Origin of the sequence: Streptomyces sp. NPDC085946 (genome assembly GCF_044540485.1) — a bacterium.
Taxonomy (GTDB): Bacteria; Actinomycetota; Actinomycetes; order Streptomycetales; family Streptomycetaceae; genus Streptomyces.
In genome coordinates this window covers 1-15595 of sequence record NZ_JBITSF010000053.1, presented here as the reverse complement: position 1 = coordinate 15595, position 15595 = coordinate 1, and the positions used below count along the sequence as shown (strand labels likewise).

General features: G+C 69.4%; 20 protein-coding genes. 12 read left to right on the top strand and 8 right to left on the bottom strand.

Going from position 1 to position 15595, the window contains the following annotated elements; all coding sequences use genetic code 11:
- Positions 1 to 5: 5 nt before the first annotated feature.
- The gene (locus ACIF8T_RS39980; protein ID WP_400042354.1) at positions 6 to 485 is read right to left on the bottom strand and encodes an ATP-binding protein; all 480 of its coding nucleotides are present in this window, start codon (positions 483 to 485) and stop codon (positions 6 to 8) included.
- 163 nt (positions 486 to 648) lie between these two features.
- Between ACIF8T_RS39980 and ACIF8T_RS39975 the strand changes: the two genes are divergently transcribed.
- Positions 649 to 1026, top strand: coding sequence for an STAS domain-containing protein (locus ACIF8T_RS39975; RefSeq protein ID WP_400042352.1), 378 nt, complete (start codon positions 649 to 651; stop codon positions 1024 to 1026).
- Positions 1027 to 1263: 237 nt separating this feature from the next.
- Here ACIF8T_RS39975 and ACIF8T_RS39970 read toward each other — a convergent pair whose 3' ends face one another.
- On the bottom strand, positions 1264 to 1629 hold the full coding sequence (locus tag ACIF8T_RS39970) for an STAS domain-containing protein (protein ID WP_400042350.1): 366 nt from the start codon (positions 1627 to 1629) through the stop codon (positions 1264 to 1266).
- Between the two features lie 186 nt (positions 1630 to 1815).
- Here ACIF8T_RS39970 and ACIF8T_RS39965 point away from each other — a divergent pair, with 186 nt between their 5' ends.
- Positions 1816 to 2217: an STAS domain-containing protein gene (locus ACIF8T_RS39965; RefSeq protein WP_400042349.1), complete on the top strand. Its 402-nt coding sequence runs from the start codon at positions 1816 to 1818 to the stop codon at positions 2215 to 2217.
- Here ACIF8T_RS39965 and ACIF8T_RS39960 read toward each other — a convergent pair.
- Positions 2187 to 2345 carry a hypothetical protein gene (locus tag ACIF8T_RS39960; RefSeq protein ID WP_400042347.1) on the bottom strand — a complete coding sequence of 53 codons (159 nt, stop codon included), beginning with the start codon at positions 2343 to 2345 and terminating at the stop codon, positions 2187 to 2189. The genes ACIF8T_RS39965 and ACIF8T_RS39960 overlap by 31 nt on opposite strands.
- A gap of 161 nt (positions 2346 to 2506) precedes the next feature.
- Here ACIF8T_RS39960 and ACIF8T_RS39955 point away from each other — a divergent pair, with 161 nt between their 5' ends.
- Positions 2507 to 4351 carry a Helicase associated domain protein gene (locus tag ACIF8T_RS39955; protein WP_400042346.1) on the top strand — a complete coding sequence of 615 codons (1845 nt, stop codon included), beginning with the start codon at positions 2507 to 2509 and terminating at the stop codon, positions 4349 to 4351.
- Positions 4352 to 4417: 66 nt separating this feature from the next.
- Here ACIF8T_RS39955 and ACIF8T_RS39950 read toward each other — a convergent pair whose 3' ends face one another.
- Entirely contained in the window at positions 4418 to 4759 is a 342-nt protein-coding gene (locus tag ACIF8T_RS39950; protein WP_400042344.1) for a hypothetical protein, read from the bottom strand.
- 123 nt (positions 4760 to 4882) lie between these two features.
- On the opposite strand from ACIF8T_RS39950, the gene ACIF8T_RS39945 reads away from it, so the two are divergent.
- From ACIF8T_RS39945 to ACIF8T_RS39935, 3 genes are all read left to right on the top strand, one after another.
- Entirely contained in the window at positions 4883 to 5368 is a 486-nt protein-coding gene (locus ACIF8T_RS39945) for a GNAT family N-acetyltransferase (RefSeq protein WP_400042342.1), read from the top strand.
- 64 nt (positions 5369 to 5432) lie between these two features.
- Complete coding sequence (locus tag ACIF8T_RS39940) at positions 5433 to 5795, top strand: hypothetical protein (RefSeq protein WP_400042340.1); 363 nt, start codon at positions 5433 to 5435, stop codon at positions 5793 to 5795.
- Between the two features lie 208 nt (positions 5796 to 6003).
- On the top strand, positions 6004 to 6873 hold the full coding sequence (locus ACIF8T_RS39935) for an IS5 family transposase (protein WP_400042338.1): 870 nt from the start codon (positions 6004 to 6006) through the stop codon (positions 6871 to 6873).
- Positions 6874 to 6910: 37 nt separating this feature from the next.
- On the opposite strand, the gene ACIF8T_RS39930 is transcribed toward ACIF8T_RS39935, so the two are convergent.
- Positions 6911 to 7807 carry a helix-turn-helix transcriptional regulator gene (locus ACIF8T_RS39930; protein ID WP_400042336.1) on the bottom strand — a complete coding sequence of 299 codons (897 nt, stop codon included), beginning with the start codon at positions 7805 to 7807 and terminating at the stop codon, positions 6911 to 6913.
- Positions 7808 to 8023: 216 nt separating this feature from the next.
- Here ACIF8T_RS39930 and ACIF8T_RS39925 point away from each other — a divergent pair, with 216 nt between their 5' ends.
- From ACIF8T_RS39925 to ACIF8T_RS39910, 4 genes are all read left to right on the top strand, one after another.
- Positions 8024 to 9001 carry an aldo/keto reductase gene (locus ACIF8T_RS39925; RefSeq protein WP_400042334.1) on the top strand — a complete coding sequence of 326 codons (978 nt, stop codon included), beginning with the start codon at positions 8024 to 8026 and terminating at the stop codon, positions 8999 to 9001.
- A gap of 47 nt (positions 9002 to 9048) precedes the next feature.
- The gene (locus tag ACIF8T_RS39920; protein ID WP_400042332.1) at positions 9049 to 10077 is read left to right on the top strand and encodes a zinc-binding dehydrogenase; all 1029 of its coding nucleotides are present in this window, start codon (positions 9049 to 9051) and stop codon (positions 10075 to 10077) included.
- Between the two features lie 37 nt (positions 10078 to 10114).
- Entirely contained in the window at positions 10115 to 10966 is an 852-nt protein-coding gene (locus ACIF8T_RS39915; RefSeq protein ID WP_400042330.1) for an aldo/keto reductase, read from the top strand.
- 287 nt (positions 10967 to 11253) lie between these two features.
- Positions 11254 to 11421, top strand: a complete 168-nt coding sequence (locus tag ACIF8T_RS39910; protein ID WP_400042328.1) for a hypothetical protein — start codon at positions 11254 to 11256, stop codon at positions 11419 to 11421.
- Positions 11422 to 11444: 23 nt separating this feature from the next.
- On the opposite strand, the gene ACIF8T_RS39905 is transcribed toward ACIF8T_RS39910, so the two are convergent.
- Complete coding sequence (locus ACIF8T_RS39905; RefSeq protein WP_400042356.1) at positions 11445 to 12728, bottom strand: IS256 family transposase; 1284 nt, start codon at positions 12726 to 12728, stop codon at positions 11445 to 11447.
- 44 nt (positions 12729 to 12772) lie between these two features.
- Here ACIF8T_RS39905 and ACIF8T_RS39900 point away from each other — a divergent pair, with 44 nt between their 5' ends.
- Positions 12773 to 13036, top strand: coding sequence for a flavodoxin (locus ACIF8T_RS39900; protein ID WP_400042326.1), 264 nt, complete (start codon positions 12773 to 12775; stop codon positions 13034 to 13036).
- A gap of 630 nt (positions 13037 to 13666) precedes the next feature.
- Here ACIF8T_RS39900 and ACIF8T_RS39895 read toward each other — a convergent pair.
- Positions 13667 to 13804 (bottom strand): hypothetical protein, encoded by a 138-nt coding sequence (locus tag ACIF8T_RS39895; protein ID WP_400042324.1) that lies wholly within the window; start codon positions 13802 to 13804, stop codon positions 13667 to 13669.
- 6 nt (positions 13805 to 13810) lie between these two features.
- Positions 13811 to 14689: a helix-turn-helix transcriptional regulator gene (locus tag ACIF8T_RS39890; RefSeq protein WP_400042323.1), complete on the bottom strand. Its 879-nt coding sequence runs from the start codon at positions 14687 to 14689 to the stop codon at positions 13811 to 13813.
- Between the two features lie 115 nt (positions 14690 to 14804).
- On the opposite strand from ACIF8T_RS39890, the gene ACIF8T_RS39885 reads away from it, so the two are divergent.
- On the top strand, positions 14805 to 15503 hold the full coding sequence (locus tag ACIF8T_RS39885) for an SDR family NAD(P)-dependent oxidoreductase (protein WP_400042321.1): 699 nt from the start codon (positions 14805 to 14807) through the stop codon (positions 15501 to 15503).
- Positions 15504 to 15595: the final 92 nt, after the last annotated feature.

Genomic DNA, 15595 nt, shown 5'->3' with positions numbered 1-15595 from the left:
CCGCGTCACAGGGGCCGGTGTCCGGCGACGGCGCCGCCGGGGTCGTCCAAGAGGGCGATGCGGGCGGTGATGCGCTTGCCGACCGGCTCCCGCTGCACCTCGAACCCCTGCGCGACGGCCGTCACGATCTCCAGGCCGTGCTGGCCGACCCGGCCGGCGTCCGCTCCCCGGGCGATCGGCAGTACCGGGTCGGAGTCCCACACCGCCACCTCCACCAGGCCGCCGGCGATCCGCAGGTCCAGCAGCACCGGGCCGGGCGCGTACTTGCGGGCGTTGGTGACCAGCTCGCTGACCACCAGCTGGGTCACGTCCAGGGCGCGCTGCGAGACGGGCAGGCCCTGTTCGGCCTGGACGCGGGTGAGAAATTGCGCTGCCAGGTGGCGGGCGTGGGCGATGTCCGTGCCGTCGCCTTCCAGGGCGACCGTGGTCTGTATGGTCTGCCTCTTTGGTGCGGTGCCGTCCTCATTCACCGGGACTGGTTCCATCACGGCCCGCTTTCGCTACCCCGTTCACACCCCCGCGCGTACCCGCGCCTGCGCGGTACACGCTCTACTCTGCTGCGCCGGCTCCCCTGCCGGCACAGCAGCACCGCCCGAATGTGCAGGGCAGCACTTCGGGCCGAAGGTCTTGGTGTGCAAGTATCACCGAATGGGCGAGGGACGAATACCAGACACCGGGCAAGCCGGACCAGTCGGCGGGCTGGCGGTCGCGGCCACCGTCACAGACGGCATCCGGGTGGTGACCGTGGCCGGGGAGATCGACCACCACACCGGTGACCGGCTGCGCGACGCCCTGGACATCACCGGTACCGTCCGGCCCCGCATCGTGATCGACATGCGCCAGGTCACCTTCCTGGACTCCAGCGGCATCAACATCCTCATCGCCGCCCACCAGAACATCACCCAAGCCGGCGGCTGGCTCCGCCTCGCCGGACTCACCGACTCCGTCCAACACGTCCTGCAACTCGTCGGCGTCGACGAAGTCATCGACTGCCGCGACACCCTCCGCCACGCCCTCACCCCCTGACCCGCCCGCGGCCGGCCATCCCAGACACCGGGCCCGCCCAGCGGTCAAGCGCGCAGCCCTTGGCCTGCTCGCAATCCAGACACAGCGCGCCGCCGGCCGCAGCCGCCCGCCCCCCCTTTCCCTTTTCTTACAGTCCCGGCCTGACCCAGGCCGCCAGCGCAGAGTCCGCTTCACCCGGGCCTGGCTGAACGATCTTTCCGGGAGGCGCTCTCAGGGTGGGGCGCGTGGGGTTTGCGGTCAGGCGGCCAGAGCGTGGTGGAGGGTGGGGTAGCAGGGGACGATGGTGTCCAGGCCGACGATCCGGATGACGTGCAGGACGGATGCGGCAGGTCCGGCCAGGCGCAGCCAGCCGCCTGACCGGTGGGCGGCGTGGTGGGCGGTGATCAGGGCGTTGATGGCGCTGGAGTCGATGAAGGTGACGGCGCTGAGGTTGATTACGGTGCGGGCTGTGGCCGCGCCGTGGGGGAAGAGCAGGGTACGGGCGAGGTGATCGCTGTTGTGGTGGTCGATGTCGCCGTGCAGGGTGACCACGCTGATGTCCTCGGTGGCCGTGGTCTGCCCAGAGGGCAGCGGACGATGTAACGCCCCGTGATGGGCTGGCATGAAAGCCTTCGGTGAACAGTCGGAGACGAGGGGCCGGCACCCTGTTCGGGTATGACCGGTTGACGGGCTCTTGCCGAGGATAAGCACGATCCGCCCCCCGGCGTCCGCCATACGCCGATAAGCCTGACAGATACCTGTGCGGCCGAGAGCGGTCGTGGTGCGCTGGAAGATGAAGGGGAGCAGGTCGTGCTGCAGCTGATCGACCGCAGTGAGGACCTGGTGGTAGCCGCGCTTCCGCACGACGTCGATTTCTTCACCAGTGCCGACGTCCGCGCTGCGGGTGAGCGCCTGCTGTCCGACGGCTGCCGCTACCTCGTCCTGGACAGCTCACCGGTCACCTACATGGACTCCAGCGGCATCACGGCCCTGCTGGCTTTCCGGCAGCGTCTCGAGGATGCCGGCGGCGCATTGATCATGGCCGTGCCGGACGAGCACCTGCGGCGGCGACTGGGCATCCTGGGCCTGGACACCGTCTTGGTCATCACGGTGACACTCGATGAAGCCATCACCCACGCCCGCCGGCTCCGCGACACCACCCGCTCTTTCCTCTCAGCGCATCACTCCACCGCCGAAACGAAAAGCGCCTGATGCAGGCCGACCTGCTCCCCGCCGATACCGAGCTCACCTTCTACCAGCGGCACGCCAACCGCAGGGGGCGAGCCCTCGTCACCGCCGAAGGACAGCTCATCTTTTAGATCGACGTGCTGGAGATCCACGGCCCCCCGCCCACGGGGAATCAGAGGAAGCGCGGCGGGGCCGACGCCTGGCTCTGCTGCAGACTGCGCTCCTGGAGCACGCCGCCGCGCACAACCTGCGCACCATGATGACGTCTCACCAGGAGGCAGAGGAAGCGGCGGTGTTCGCAGGGAAGCTTCCCGTGTCGTCGATCGACGCGACCTTCTACGAGCTGGAGGCCGGCCGCCACGTCCCGCCGGAGCGGGTGTGGTCGGCGTGGCTGGGCGGCGACCACCTCGTCGCCGAGCGCCGCGAGGTGCTGAGGCAGTTCGCCAACGGGGTCGACGCGGCCGGGCGCCGGGTGCACCGGGCGTTCCTCGCCAGCTGCCGTGTACTCGGCAAAGGCGTCGACATCACCGGCGAGCGGGGCGTGGAAGCGGTCTGCTTCGCGGACACCCGCGGCTCCCAGGTCGAGATCGTGCAGAACATCGGCCGCGCGCTGCGGCCCAACAAGGACGGCAGCACGAAGATCGCCCGCATCATCGTGTCCGCCTTCCTGGAGCCCGGCGAGGACCCGACCGACATGGTCGCCTCCGCCAGCTTCCGTCCCCTCGTAGCTGTTCTGCAGGGCCTGCGCTCGCATGATGAGCGCCTGGTCGAGCAGCTCGCCTCCCGCGCCCTCACCAGCGGTCAGCGCAAGGTGCACGTCCGGCGTGACGAGGAGGGGCGGATCGTCGGGGCCGGCGGCGAGGTGGGCGAGGGCCAGGAGCACGACGACGGCGCCGACACGGCAGCCGAGTCGGCCCTGTTGCGCTTCTCCACGCCCAGGGACGCGGCCACCATCGCCGCATTCCTGCGTACCCGGGTCTACCGGCCGGAGTCCCTGGTCTGGCTCGAGGGCTACCAGGCGCTGCTGCGCTGGCGCAGGGAGAACAGAATTACCGGCCTGTATGCCGTCCCCTACGACACCGAGGCCGAGGTCGGGGCGACCAAGGCGTTTCCGCTGGGCAGGTGGGTGCACCAGCAGCGCAAGACACTGCGCGCCGGCGAACTCGATCCCCACCGCAAGGAGCTGCTCGACGCCCCCGAGGCCGGGATGGTGTGGGAGTCCGGCGAGGAAGCGTGGGAAGCCAAGCTCGCCGCGCTCCGCTCGTACCGGCGCGTCACCGGACACCTCGCCCCCCGGCAGGACATCGTGTGGACCAACCCGGCCGGCGACGGCCCCGTGCCGGTCGGGCAACACATCGCCAACCCCCGCCGGAAAGCCGGCCTGGGCAAGGACCCGGAGCGGGCCCGGGTGCGCGCGGAGCAGCTGGCGGCGATCGATCCGGACTGGAACTGCCCCTGGCCCCTGGACTGGCAACGCCATTACCGCGTCCTCGCCGACCTGGTCGACGCCGACGGCCACCTGCCCGACATCGCACCCGGCGTGCTGATGGACAGCGACGACATCGGGCGATGGCTCCAGCGGCAGAAACAGCCGGCCACCTGGAAGCTGCTGTCACCCGAACAGCAGGAGCGGCTCTCCAAGCTGGGCGTGCAGCCCTTTGAGGCACCCTCTCCCGCCCCGGCGGGGCTCACTCCGGCGCTGGCCGCTCTCAAGGGCGCGCGCAAGGCCGGGGGCAAGGCGGAGGCGGCGTTCCAGCGGGGCCTGGCCGCCCTGACGCAGTGGGTGGAGAAGGAAGGGCAGCGGCCCGCCCCGCGCAGCACGGTCGTGGAGATCACGGTCGACGGCGAGGCGGAGCCGGTGACTGTGAAGCTGGGCGTGTGGCTCTCGAACACCAAGAGCCACCGGGACAAGCTCACCGCGGAGCAGCTCGCCGCCCTCGCCGCGCTGGGCGTGCAGTGGGCGGGCGCGGTGTCGGCCGCCGAGGCCGTCCCGCAGCCGCCCACCCCGCGGTCGGCAGCCCCGCGGTCGGCGGCCCCGGCGAAGCGGCCGGTGCGGAAGCATCACGAAGAGTGCGACACGGAGCTGTACCAAGGCGGGACCTGTACCTGCGACCTCATCGAGCGGTACGGACCGAACACCGAACGCGACGACTACTGACCCTGCTCCCGCACCGTGACCGTTCCCCGGACCTTTGGAGGCCGGGGAACGGCAAGCCAACCGTGCCTAGATTGCACGAAGCTCGGAGCTGATCCCCATGCCGTCAAGGTCGCTCACGAGCCTCCAGTAAACGTCGCTCTCGTAGAAGCTCGCTGCATCGCCGTTCCCCTCAGCGGGGTCGATCTTGTCCATCTCGGGGACGTCGTAGGCCACCGTGTAACCGGCCTCCGCGTCGTTCCACTGGACCCGGACCACCATGTCCGCTATGCCGATGTCGTAATTGTCGTTCCCGTAGGTCTTAGCGATGTACTCGAACGGGTACGTGAACGTATAGCTGTCGTCCTTCTTGATCGACCGCAGGTAGTCCAGCTCGTTCTCGAAGCCATAGTTGTTCGACTCACTCCACATGGAAGGAGCGTAGTGCTCTGCACCTCTGCCAGAGTCGACACCATGGGCCAGCAGGCAAAGCGCTCGTAGACCGCGGAGCCCGTAGACGGTGCCTCCGCCCCGCGGTCCTGGAACACTTGGGTCATGCCACTCATCCGTGACCTCGTCCAAGCCGATTACTCGGTGGTGGAGGAGCTGCTGTACTCGAACCATCTGGGAGACGGCAGGTTCTACGACCCCGAGGGCCTGGACGTCGTCGTGGCCGAACTCCGCGGGTCTGTCGTCGGGGTCGCTGAGTTCCAGCTCCACTGCGACTTCGGGCACGACGAAGGCCGGGAGGCGCATCCCGGCGAGCAGACGTTCGTCTTGACGATGGCCGTCGCTCATGCCGCTCGTCGCGGCGGGGTAGGTCGGGCGCTTCTCGCCGAGATCGCCCGCCGGGCCCAGGAAGCCGGCCACACGTTCCTGGCACTGGTGCCGCAAGACGGCGGCGATGCGGCTGACCGGCAGGCGTTCTTCCAGGCGTGCGGGTTCACGCTCTACGGCCCCGCCGGACCGGGCGCGGCGTGGGGCTGCCCGGTCTCGGAGATTCTCGCCGTGAAGGGCACGGCTGCCACCGCCGGTGAGTAACCCGCACTGGGCTGTGGCCTGAGCGGAACCGTGTCCGCCTTGCCGGTCCTGGAGTTGACCGGGCATGGAGAACATCACCACTGCGGCCGAATCCACGGTGTCCGGTGCCGCGATCGAGCAGTTGCTGTTCACCACCGACTGGCTCACGGGTGTGCGCGCCACCGCGAACATCGCCCTCACCGAGCAGGCGGACTACACGTACAGGCTGGCGTACGCCCTGTCGGGCGGGGGCGAGCTCCATCCCGACGCGCACAGCGCCGCCCACCTCCTGCACAGCGTGGCGCCGGGCATCGTCGCGTTCGCCCTGCACCACCTACGCCCGCTCCTGCCCGACCTCTCCGACGAACAGTGGGCCCGGGTCGACGCGGCCGCCGTCGAGCTGGAACTGCGTTTGTGCGAGGACCTTAGAGGTCGTTTTTACCTGTAGTGCATTGTTATCGCCGGTTTTCTGCGGTGGGCTGGTGTGGTGTTGATGAGGCTGCCGATCCAAGTAGGGCTCAAGGGCTGGATGAGGTGACGGCTGGGGCTGGAGGCGGCTCGTGTCTGTTTCATTCCAGGACGTCTGATTGCGTCGCGCTTCCACAAGGCAGAACGTGCGCCTGGGCGCACTCGTCTGCCGGCGGTACATCCAGGTCATGAGCGAACGTCGTGCGTATCCGAGTGACCTGTCCGATGCCCGCTGGGAGCTGGTCGGGCCGGTCCTGGCGGCCTGGCGATCCGAGCGCCGCCGCCGGGCCCTGGCGTTCGGGCGGCCGCCCGAGCACGAGCTGCGCGAGATCATGAACGCGATCCTGTACGTGGACCGCACCGGGGTGCAGTGGCGTTACCTGCCGCACGACTTCCCGCCCTGGGAAACCGTCTACGGCTACTTCGCCAAGTGGCAGAAGGACGGTGTGTTCGCCCAGCTCAACGGCCTGCTCCGGGAGTTGGTGCGACAGAAGGAAGGCCGCAGTGCCCAGCCCTCGGCGTGTGTCATCGACGCGCAGAGCGTGAAGACCTCCACCAGCGTCCCGGCCGCCGGGCAGGGCATCGACGCCGGGAAGAAGATCGTGGGCCGCAAGCGGAGCATCGTCACCGACACCCTCGGACTGCTGCTGGCAGTACTGGTCACCGCGGCGAGCGTGCAGGACTCCGACGCCGGCCGGACCCTCGTCGAACACGTCGCCGCCGAGCATCCCACCGTCCGCAAGACCTGGGTCGACGGCGGCTACCGCCAACATCTCGTCGAACACGCAGCCACCCTCGGCATCGACATGGAAATCGTCCAACGCACGCCCGGCACCAGGGGATTCACCCCGCTGCCCAAACGCTGGACCGTGGAGCGGACCTACGGCTGGCTGATGCTCCACCGCCGCCTGGCCCGCGACTACGAAACCCTGCCCGCCCGCTCCGAAGCCATGATCCACCTCGCCATGACCGACCTGATGGCCCGCCGCCTCACCGGCGAGAACACCATCTCTTGGCGCGACCCCTCAAAGCACCATCAACCACAGATTCCGGGATGAAACAACGGGATAAAACGACCTCTTATGAGAACAACGGTCAGGGTGACGTGTGCGGAATTTCCTGGCTGGGCGCGGTTACGGGTGCGGTGATGTCGAGCAGCGTCATGGCGTCGTGGTCGGGTGTGCCGGGTTCGGCGGTGTAGACGCCGATGCGCTGGCCGGGGGTGCCTTCCAGGTGCATGGACTGGGAGGTGAGCGTGAGGGTGCCGACGCGGGGGTGCTGGAAGGTCTTTTGCGCGGGCTTGCGGCCGGTGACCTCGTAGCGTTCCCACAGCCGGGCGAAGTCGGGGCTCTTGAGGAGGAGTTCGCCGACGAGGTTGGTCAGGTCGGGGGCGTCGGGGGCGGTGCCGGCGACAGCGCGCAGTCGGGCGACGCAGCCGGTGATCTGGCGTTCCCAGTCGCCGAAGAGATCCCGTGCGGCCGGGTGGAGGAAGAGGTAGCGGGCCAGGTTGCGGTGTTTGGCCGGCCAGTCCTCCAGGCCCGCGTACAGGGCGAGGCCGCCGGGGTTCCAGGCGAGCATGTCCATGCTGCGGCTGATGACGTAGGCCGGGTTCGGCCGCAGCGATTCCAGCAGCAGCTTCAGGTGGGGGCGCACGGCGCGGCTCAGGGCCGGTGGCGGCTCGGGCGCGTAGCGGGCGGCACGTGCGGCGAGCTCACGCAGGTGCTGGTGCTCCTGGTCGTCCATGTGCAGGGCGCGGGCGAGGGAGTCGAGGACTGCGGGACTGGGGCGGGTCTCCTTGCCGCGTTCCAGGCGCACGTAGTAGTCGATGCTGATGCCGGCGAGGGTGGCCAGTTCCTCGCGGCGCAGGCCGGGGGTGCGGCGGATGCCGGCGCCGACGGTGAGGCCGACGTGTTCGGGATTGGTCTGGGTGCGGCGGGCGCGCAGGAAGCGGCCCAGCTCGGCGCCCTCGCTGTGCGCGCTCGTCGATGCCATGACTCCAGTCTCACCCGCAGTGCGCGCGCTTCGCGTGCGGTAGGGGGGCCCTGTCATTACCCCGAAGAGCCCGCCCTGCCACACCGGAGCAATCCGGGCGAAGGTGAATGAGGAAGACGCCGGACCCTTCGCCGCCGCCCAGGCTCCAACAGGCACGACCTGCAGGGCCGGGTGAGAGTGAAAGGCCAGGTAACACCATGATCGGAAGAGGGCGAGATGCGGTACATCAAGCTGCGTGACCTGGAGGTTTCCCGGATCGGTCTGGGCGCCATGGGCATGTCCCACGGCTACACCGGCTCCGGCACCGATGACGCGGAGTCGATCAGGACCGTGCACCGGGCGCTGGAGCTGGGCGTCACCCTCATCGACACCGCCGAGATCTACGGCCCCTACACCAACGAGGAACTGCTCGGGCGGGCGCTGAAGGGGCGCCGGGACAAGGTGGTGCTGGCCACCAAGTTCGGCCTGGTCTCACACGGCGGCGAAGGTGCATGGAACCTGGACTCCAGCCCTGCCAACATCCGCACCGCGGTCGAGGGATCCCTCAGGCGGCTGGGCACCGATCACATCGACCTGTACTACCAGCACCGCGTCGATCCGAACACGCCGATCGAGGAGACCGCCGGCGCCGTAAAGGAGCTAATCGACGAGGGCAAGGTGCGGGCCTTCGGGCTCTCCGAGGCCGGTCCGGACACCATCCGCCGGGCCCACGCCGTCCAGCCCGTTACCGCGGTCCAGTCCGAGTACTCCCTCTTCACCCGGGGAATCGAGGAGCGCGTGCTGCCCGTCTTGCGGGAGCTGAACATCGGCCTGGTGCCTTTTTCCCCCCTCGGCCGCGGCTTTCTGACCGGCACCGTGCGCTCCACCGACCAGTTCGACGAGAACGACTTCCGACGCGACAACCCGCGCTTCACCGGCGAGAACTTCCAGCGCAACCTCGCCCTCGCCGACCAGGTCAAGGCCCTGACCGACGAGGCCGGCGCCACGCCCGGGCAGGTGGCGCTGGCCTGGCTGCTCGCCCAGGGCGATGACATCGCCCCGATCCCCGGCACCAAGCGCGTGGCCCGGGTCGAGGAGAACACCGCCGCCGACACGGTCACCCTGACCGCCGAGCAGCTGAACAAGCTCAGCAGCCTGCCGCCCGCCGCCGGCGACACCCACACCGAGGCCCAGGCGCGGATGCTCGAACGCTGATTCATCCGCACCGCCCGGCACGACCCCCGTTTGGAGTAACACCCCCCATGCGTGCAGCAGTGATGTACGGAGCCGGCGACGTCCGCGTCGAGGACCGGCCCGACCCGAAGATCATCCAGCCGACCGACGCGGTGGTGCGCACGCTGGCCGCGTGCGTGTGCGGCAGCGACCTGTGGCCCTACGCGTCGATGCCCGCCACCGGCACCGGCCGCCCCATGGGCCACGAGTTCCTTGGCGTCGTCGAGGAGACCGGCGCGGCCGTGACCGGCCTGAAGGCCGGTGATCTGGTCGTCACGCCGTTCACCTACAGCGACAACACCTGCGACTACTGCGTCAAGGGCCTGCACATCTCGTGCCGCAACGGCGGCCGCTACGGCTTCGACGGTGTCGACGGCGGGCAGGGCGAAGCCGTCCGCGTCCCGTACGCGGACGGCACCCTGGTGAAGCTGCCGGTGGCCGCCGACTCCGCGCTGCTGCCGTCGCTGCTGGCGCTCTCCGACGTGATGACCACCGGCCATCACGGCGCCGTCACCGCCGGCGTCGGCCGCGGGGATGCGGTGCTGGTCGTCGGCGACGGCGCGGTCGGCCTGTGCGCGGTGATCGCCGCCAAGCGGCTCGGAGCCGAGCAGATCGTGCTCGCCGGCCGCCACGAAGCCCGCACCAATCTGGGCCGCGAGTTCGGCGCCACCGACGTCGTCGCCGAGCGCGGCGAGGAGGGCATCGCCCGCATCCGCGAGCTGACCGGCGGCGTGGACAAGGTCATCGAGGCCGTCGGCACCCGCCAGGCCCTCGACACCGCGCTCGGCGCTGTCCTGGACGGCGGCACCATCAGCCGCCTGGGCGTCCCTCAGTACGAGCAGGGCCCGGTCGGCCCGGCCGAGTTCATGCGCAACATCACCCTGACCGGCGGCGCCAGCCCCGCCCGCGCCTACATCGAACAGCTGCTGCCCGATGTCCTGGACGGCACCATCGCCCCCGGCCGCGTCTTCGACCGAACCTTCCCCCTCGACCAGGCACCGGACGCCTACCGGGCCATGGCCGACCGCCAGGTCCTCAAGGCCCTCATCCACCCCTGACCACCCGCCCCCACCCGCACAGCGAAGGACCTTTCGCATGCAGACCGTCACCCTCAACAACGGCGTCGAGATGCCGATCCTCGGCTTCGGCGTCTACCAGATCCCCGCCGAGGACACCGAGCGCGCCGTGGCCGAGGCCTTGGCCGCCGGCTACCGCCTGCTGGACACCGCCGCCGCCTACGGCAACGAAGAAGCCGTCGGCCGCGCCATCAAGGCCAGCGGCATCCCGCGCGAGGAACTGTTCGTCACCACCAAGCTGTGGGTCCAGGACGCCCCCGCCCAGGACAACACCCGCCGCGCGTTCGAGACGTCCCTGAACAAGCTGGGACTGGACTACCTCGACCTGTACCTGATGCACCAGCCCTTCGGCGACGTCTACGGCCAGTGGCGCGCCATGGAAGCCCTCAACCGCGAGGGCCTGACGAAGGCGATCGGCGTCGCCAACTTCTACCCCGACCGGCTGATCGATCTGATCATCAACAACGAGATCACCCCGGCCGTCAACCAGATCGAGACCCACCCCTTCTTCCAGCGCGCCGACTACCAGGACCTCATGCGCGAGCACGGCGTGCAGATCCAGTCCTGGGGCGGCTTCGCCGAGGGCAAGAACGACCTGTTCACCAACCCGCTGCTCGCCGAGATCGGCAAGGAGCACGGCAAGTCGGTCGCCCAGGTTGTGCTGCGCTGGCTGACCCAGCGCGGCGTCATCGCCATCCCCAAGTCGGTGCGCGCCGAGCGGATGGCCGAGAACATCGACGTCTTCGACTTCCAGCTCACCGACGAGCAGATGGCCCAGATCGCCACCCTCGACACCGGCAGCTCCCTGTTCTTCGACCACCACGACCCCGAGATGGTCACCTGGCTCGCGGGGCGCCGCCTGGACAGCTGAAGCCCTCACCAGACGCCTCTCGCCGGCCGCGGGTGCCCTGAAGCAGACGTCCGGGGCACCCGCCCGGCCCCATCCAGTCCACGGTTCACCGGGAGCCGTCCACCGTGATCACGCCACAGCACCACGCCGACGCCGCTCTGCCGAGCCGACGCACCGTTCTGCGCGGCGCACTAGCGACCGCAACCGCCGCTTTGAGCACGACCCACCTGGCGGGCTGCTCACCCTCCTCACCGCCGTCCAGCGCCTCCCCCACTCCCTCCCAGTCCACCGCGACAACCGGAAGCAACGTGAAACGAGTCCTGCTGGCCTACTTCTCCCGCCCGGGCGAGAACTACTACTACGGCGGCCGTACCGACCTGGAGGTCGGCAACACCGAAGTACTCGCCGAGAAGATCGCCAGCCGCATCACATGCGACACCTACCGCATCCAGGCGACCCCGGGTGTGTCAATTTAACGGCTGATCTTGGTTGTTGAGGTTCAGTTGTTGGCCGGGGTGAGCCGGCCCTCGAAGGCGATCTGGAACGCGTTGAGGGGTGCTTTCCAGCGCATGGTCCACCTCTTGTGGCCCTTCCCCGTCGGGTCGAGGCTCATCAGTGCCATGTAGACGCACTTGAGAGCGGCGGCCTCGTTGGGGAAGTGTCCGCGGGCCCGGACGGCCTTGCGTATGCGGGCGTTCACGGACTCGATCGCGTTCGTCGAGCAGATGACCTTCCGGATCTCGACGTCGAAGGAGAGGAAGGGCACGAACTCCGCCCAGGCGTTCTCCCACAGCTTGATGATCGCCGGATACTTCCGGCCCCAGGCTTCCTGGAACTCGCCGAACCGCTCCGTCGCCGCGTCCTCGCTGGGAGCGGTGTAGACGGGCTTGAGGGCTTTGGCGACCTTGTCCCAGTCCTGGCGGGCCGCGTAACGGAAGCTGTTGTGCAGGAGGTGAACCACGCAGGTCTGGACAATCGTGCGAGGCCAGACGGTCTCCACCGCGTCGGGCAAACCCTTGAGGCCGTCACAGACGAGCATGAGCACATCGTCCAGGCCGCGGTTCTTCAGCTCGGTGAACACGTGCAGCCAGTACTTCGCGCCCTCACCGCCGTCACCGGCCCAGATCCCCAGGATGTCCCGGGTGCCTTCGGTGGTCACCGCCATGACGACGTAGACCGGCCGGTTCGCGACCTGCCCGTCCCTGATCTTGACATTGATGGCGTCCACGAACAGAACCGGGTAGACACGGTCGAGCGGCCGGCTCTGCCATTCGGCCATCCCCTCCATCACCTTGTCGGTAATCGTGGAGATGGTCTGCTTGGACACCTCCGCTCCGTAGACCTCGGCCAGGTGCGCGGAGATCTCCCCGTGCGTAAGGCCCTTCGCGGACAAGGAGAGCACCATCTCGTCCACGCCGGACAGACGGCGCTGACGCTTCTTGACGATCTGCGGCTCGAAGCTGCCGGCGGTGTCCCGGGGCACCCTGACCTCGACCGGGCCGACGTCGGTCAGCACGGTCTTCGCACGCGTGCCGTTGCGGCTGTTGCCGTTGTTCTTCCCGGCCGGATCGTGCTTCTCGTAACCGACATGGTCGGTGATCTCGCCCTCCAGCGCGGATTCAAGCACCCGCTTGGTCAGCTGCTGCAACAGCCCACCCTCGCCGGTCAGCTGCAGGCCCTCGCTGCGGGCCCGGTCAACCAGCATCGTGACGAGCTGTTCGTCCGACGCGGCCGACGGCATCGCACCACCGCCCGACTCCCCGACGGACTCGTGCTCGATCATCGTCTCGCTCACTTGGCGTCTCTCCTTGATCAGCAGATCCGCCGTTGATTAGACACTCCCCCATCTGGAACGTCCGAGCACCCATGATCATGACGACGTTCACCGAAGCCCTCGATTTCCGCGGCAAGACCGTTCATCCGGTCACCACCTACGCCATGAGCGGCCTGGGCACCACCGAACGCGACTACGCCGCCTCCTGCCCCGGCGCGACCATCGCCGAGGGCCTCGCAGTACGCGGCGAAGAGGTCAAGGACGCCGACACCGAAGTGGAGGCATGGCTGCGACGTATCGGGCTGCCCACCCGGTAACCGCTCCCGCCGGGCACGTCACGGCCCGTCCGGATGCCAGGGCTCATGGCTGCCCGTCGTCCTCGTCAGCGGCCAAGTCCCCCAGCGGCCGCAGACCACCGCCGGCGGGGACGGCGGCACAGAAGCTGCAGGGGCCCAGACAGTTGAAGTTCGCGTGGCGCAGTGGGGACAGGCGGGCGAGGTGCGCAGATGGTCGACAGCGGCCTCCAGGTAGCGGGCAGTCCAGAGCACGGTTGCGCTGCGGGCGAGGCCGAGGGCGCCGAGCTGGACCTCCTGCCACGATCGTTCGTGCACGCTGGTGGAGCCCGAGCTGGTGGTGGATGTCTACGTCGACGTCGCCCGGGACACCTCCGGCTGTTGGCTGCACCCCGCCCGCTGGCACCGCACCCGCCCGATCTGTCCCCTGCCGACGCTCCCCGCCTGGCGTCACCGCCGTACTGACAGCGGCGCGGCATGGCGGCCCGGTCGACGCACGACCAGCTGGGCGTGCCCGGGGCCGCAGCCTCGCTGCGCCCTGCCTCGGGCATCCGCGCCGGGCGCCAGGAGCGCGCCCGAACCGGGCCACCGGCTAGGACGCGGGCACGGTCAGCCGGTGCGAGGCTGCGCCGCCCAGTTGCTGGAGTGCGGTCCTCAGCACGTCCAAGGCTTGAGGGTGGGGCACTGGCCGGCCTCGTGCAGCTCTGTCAGGGACTCGTGGAGGCCGGCGGGGTCGGTGACGTAGTCGAGGGTGCCGAAGACGTCCATGGCCGGGACGTGGGGCGCGTCCAAGGCGGATCAGTTGCCGAGTGTGGTGACCGGCGGGCCGGTGACGGTGACGAGCTGGAGCTTGGTCTCGTCCTCGCTGCCGGGCACCGCGGTCAAGATGACGATCTTGAGTTCGCAGTCGCCGTCGGTCAGAACGTCGCAGTTCACCGTGACCGGGCCCACCGACGGGTGCTCGATCGTCTTGTGGTCCTCGCGGTGCGCGGCCACCTGTCCGGTCGCCCACAGCTCGGCGAACCTCTCGTTGCCCGCGATCAGTTCACGGATCAGTGCGGCCAGATGGCTGTCCCGGGGGAAGCGGCCGGTGGCTCGGCGCAGGTCGGAGACGACGGCGGCGTCCGTGGCGTCGCGGTCCGTCTCGGTGACCGGCCACAGCGCGAGACGGGCGGGCCCGGCGTCCACCGGGAACCTGTCGCGGGCGAAGTTGCGCAACCGCGGCGGCGCGGCGGAGGGGTCGCCCAGCAGGGCGGCCCACCCCCGGTTCCACCACACCAGGTGCCAGTCCGCCGCGAACACGGCGACCGCCACGTCCCCGAGGCGGGCGAGCACTCGCTGCAGGCCGGGCGGCAGGTGGTCGGAGATCGTGCCGTCCGCCGGCGGTACGAGCCGGGCCAGCAGGTACAGGTGGTCCCGCTCGGCGGTCGACAGCTGCAGGGCTCGGGCCAGGGACGCCACCACCGACGCGGAGGGTGTGGTGGCCCGCCCCTGTTCCAGGCGCACGACGTAGTCGACCGAGACCCCGGCCAGGTCGGCCAGTTCCTCGCGCCGCAGCCCCACCGCCCGGCGGCCGTGAGCCACCGGCAGCCCGGCTGCTGACGGAGGCAGCCGTTCCCGCCACGTGCGGATCATCGCGCCGAGTCCGGTCCCGGGTGCAGTTGTCATGAGGTCCATGGTCCTGCATCGGTCCTGCATCCGGGAGGCGCGGGTGGGCGCCAGGGTGGTACAGGCCTTCCTACCGTCAAAGCGTCCCTGGCCCGCCTGCTCGCCCGGGACCACCATCGAACGCATGACGATCACTTTCATCACCGGAGCCAACAAGGGGCTCGGCCGCGAGACCGCCCGCCGCCTGATCGAGCACGGCCACACCGTGCTCGTCGGAGCCCGCAACCGTGAGCAGGGCGAGGAGACCGCCACCGCGCTCGGCGCGCGGTACGTCCCCATCGACGTGAGGGACGACGCGTCCGTGGCCGCCGCGGCGGCCGACGTCGCCCGCCACGAGGGCAGGATCGACGTCCTGATCAACAACGCCGGGGTGCTCGGTCCGCTCGGCGATCCCAGCGACCTCACCGCCGCCGACGCCCTGGCCGTCCTCGACGTCAACGTCATCGGCGTCGTCCGCACCACCACCGCCTTCCTGCCGCTGCTGCGCCGCTCGGCGGACCCCGTCATCGTCAACGTCAGCAGCGGCATGGGCTCCCTCGCCCTGACCCACGACCCCGCCCGGCCCGAGTCGCACGTCGTGGCGCCGCTGTACACGTCCTCGAAGGCGGCACTGACGATGCTGACCACGCAGTACGCCAAGGGACTGAAAGACATCCGCGTCAACGCCGCCGACCCCGGCTACACCGCGACCGACTTCAACGCTCACAGCGGCCCCCAGAGCGTCACCGAGGGCACGGACGCGATCGTCGCCCTCGCCACCGAAGAACCCGGTGCCGGCACCGGACGCTTCGTCTCCCGCCACGGCGAGATGACCTGGTCCTAAGAGGTCGTCTCATTTGGCGAGTCTGCGGTAACAGATGAGGGTGCAGGCGATGGCGGTGAAGGCGAGGAAGTGGTCGGCTTTTCGTTCGTAGC

Bases quoted from the DNA above. Each gene is read 5' to 3' on its own strand.
- ACIF8T_RS39915 (WP_400042330.1), top strand. From the start codon at position 10,115: ATGCAGACCGTCACCCTCAACAACGGCGTCGAGATGCCGATCCTCGGC.
- ACIF8T_RS39930 (WP_400042336.1), bottom strand. From the start codon at position 7,807: ATGGCATCGACGAGCGCGCACAGCGAGGGCGCCGAGCTGGGCCGCTTC.
- ACIF8T_RS39885 (WP_400042321.1), top strand. From the start codon at position 14,805: ATGACGATCACTTTCATCACCGGAGCCAACAAGGGGCTCGGCCGCGAG.
- ACIF8T_RS39950 (WP_400042344.1), bottom strand. From the start codon at position 4,759: ATGTGGAGTGAGTCGAACAACTATGGCTTCGAGAACGAGCTGGACTAC.
- ACIF8T_RS39940 (WP_400042340.1), top strand. From the start codon at position 5,433: ATGGAGAACATCACCACTGCGGCCGAATCCACGGTGTCCGGTGCCGCG.
- ACIF8T_RS39935 (WP_400042338.1), top strand. From the start codon at position 6,004: ATGAGCGAACGTCGTGCGTATCCGAGTGACCTGTCCGATGCCCGCTGG.
- ACIF8T_RS39945 (WP_400042342.1), top strand. From the start codon at position 4,883: ATGCCACTCATCCGTGACCTCGTCCAAGCCGATTACTCGGTGGTGGAG.
- ACIF8T_RS39890 (WP_400042323.1), bottom strand. From the start codon at position 14,689: ATGGACCTCATGACAACTGCACCCGGGACCGGACTCGGCGCGATGATC.
- ACIF8T_RS39970 (WP_400042350.1), bottom strand. From the start codon at position 1,629: ATGCCAGCCCATCACGGGGCGTTACATCGTCCGCTGCCCTCTGGGCAG.
- ACIF8T_RS39975 (WP_400042352.1), top strand. From the start codon at position 649: ATGGGCGAGGGACGAATACCAGACACCGGGCAAGCCGGACCAGTCGGC.
- ACIF8T_RS39980 (WP_400042354.1), bottom strand. From the start codon at position 485: ATGGAACCAGTCCCGGTGAATGAGGACGGCACCGCACCAAAGAGGCAG.
- ACIF8T_RS39920 (WP_400042332.1), top strand. From the start codon at position 9,049: ATGCGTGCAGCAGTGATGTACGGAGCCGGCGACGTCCGCGTCGAGGAC.
- ACIF8T_RS39925 (WP_400042334.1), top strand. From the start codon at position 8,024: ATGCGGTACATCAAGCTGCGTGACCTGGAGGTTTCCCGGATCGGTCTG.
- ACIF8T_RS39905 (WP_400042356.1), bottom strand. From the start codon at position 12,728: ATGATCGAGCACGAGTCCGTCGGGGAGTCGGGCGGTGGTGCGATGCCG.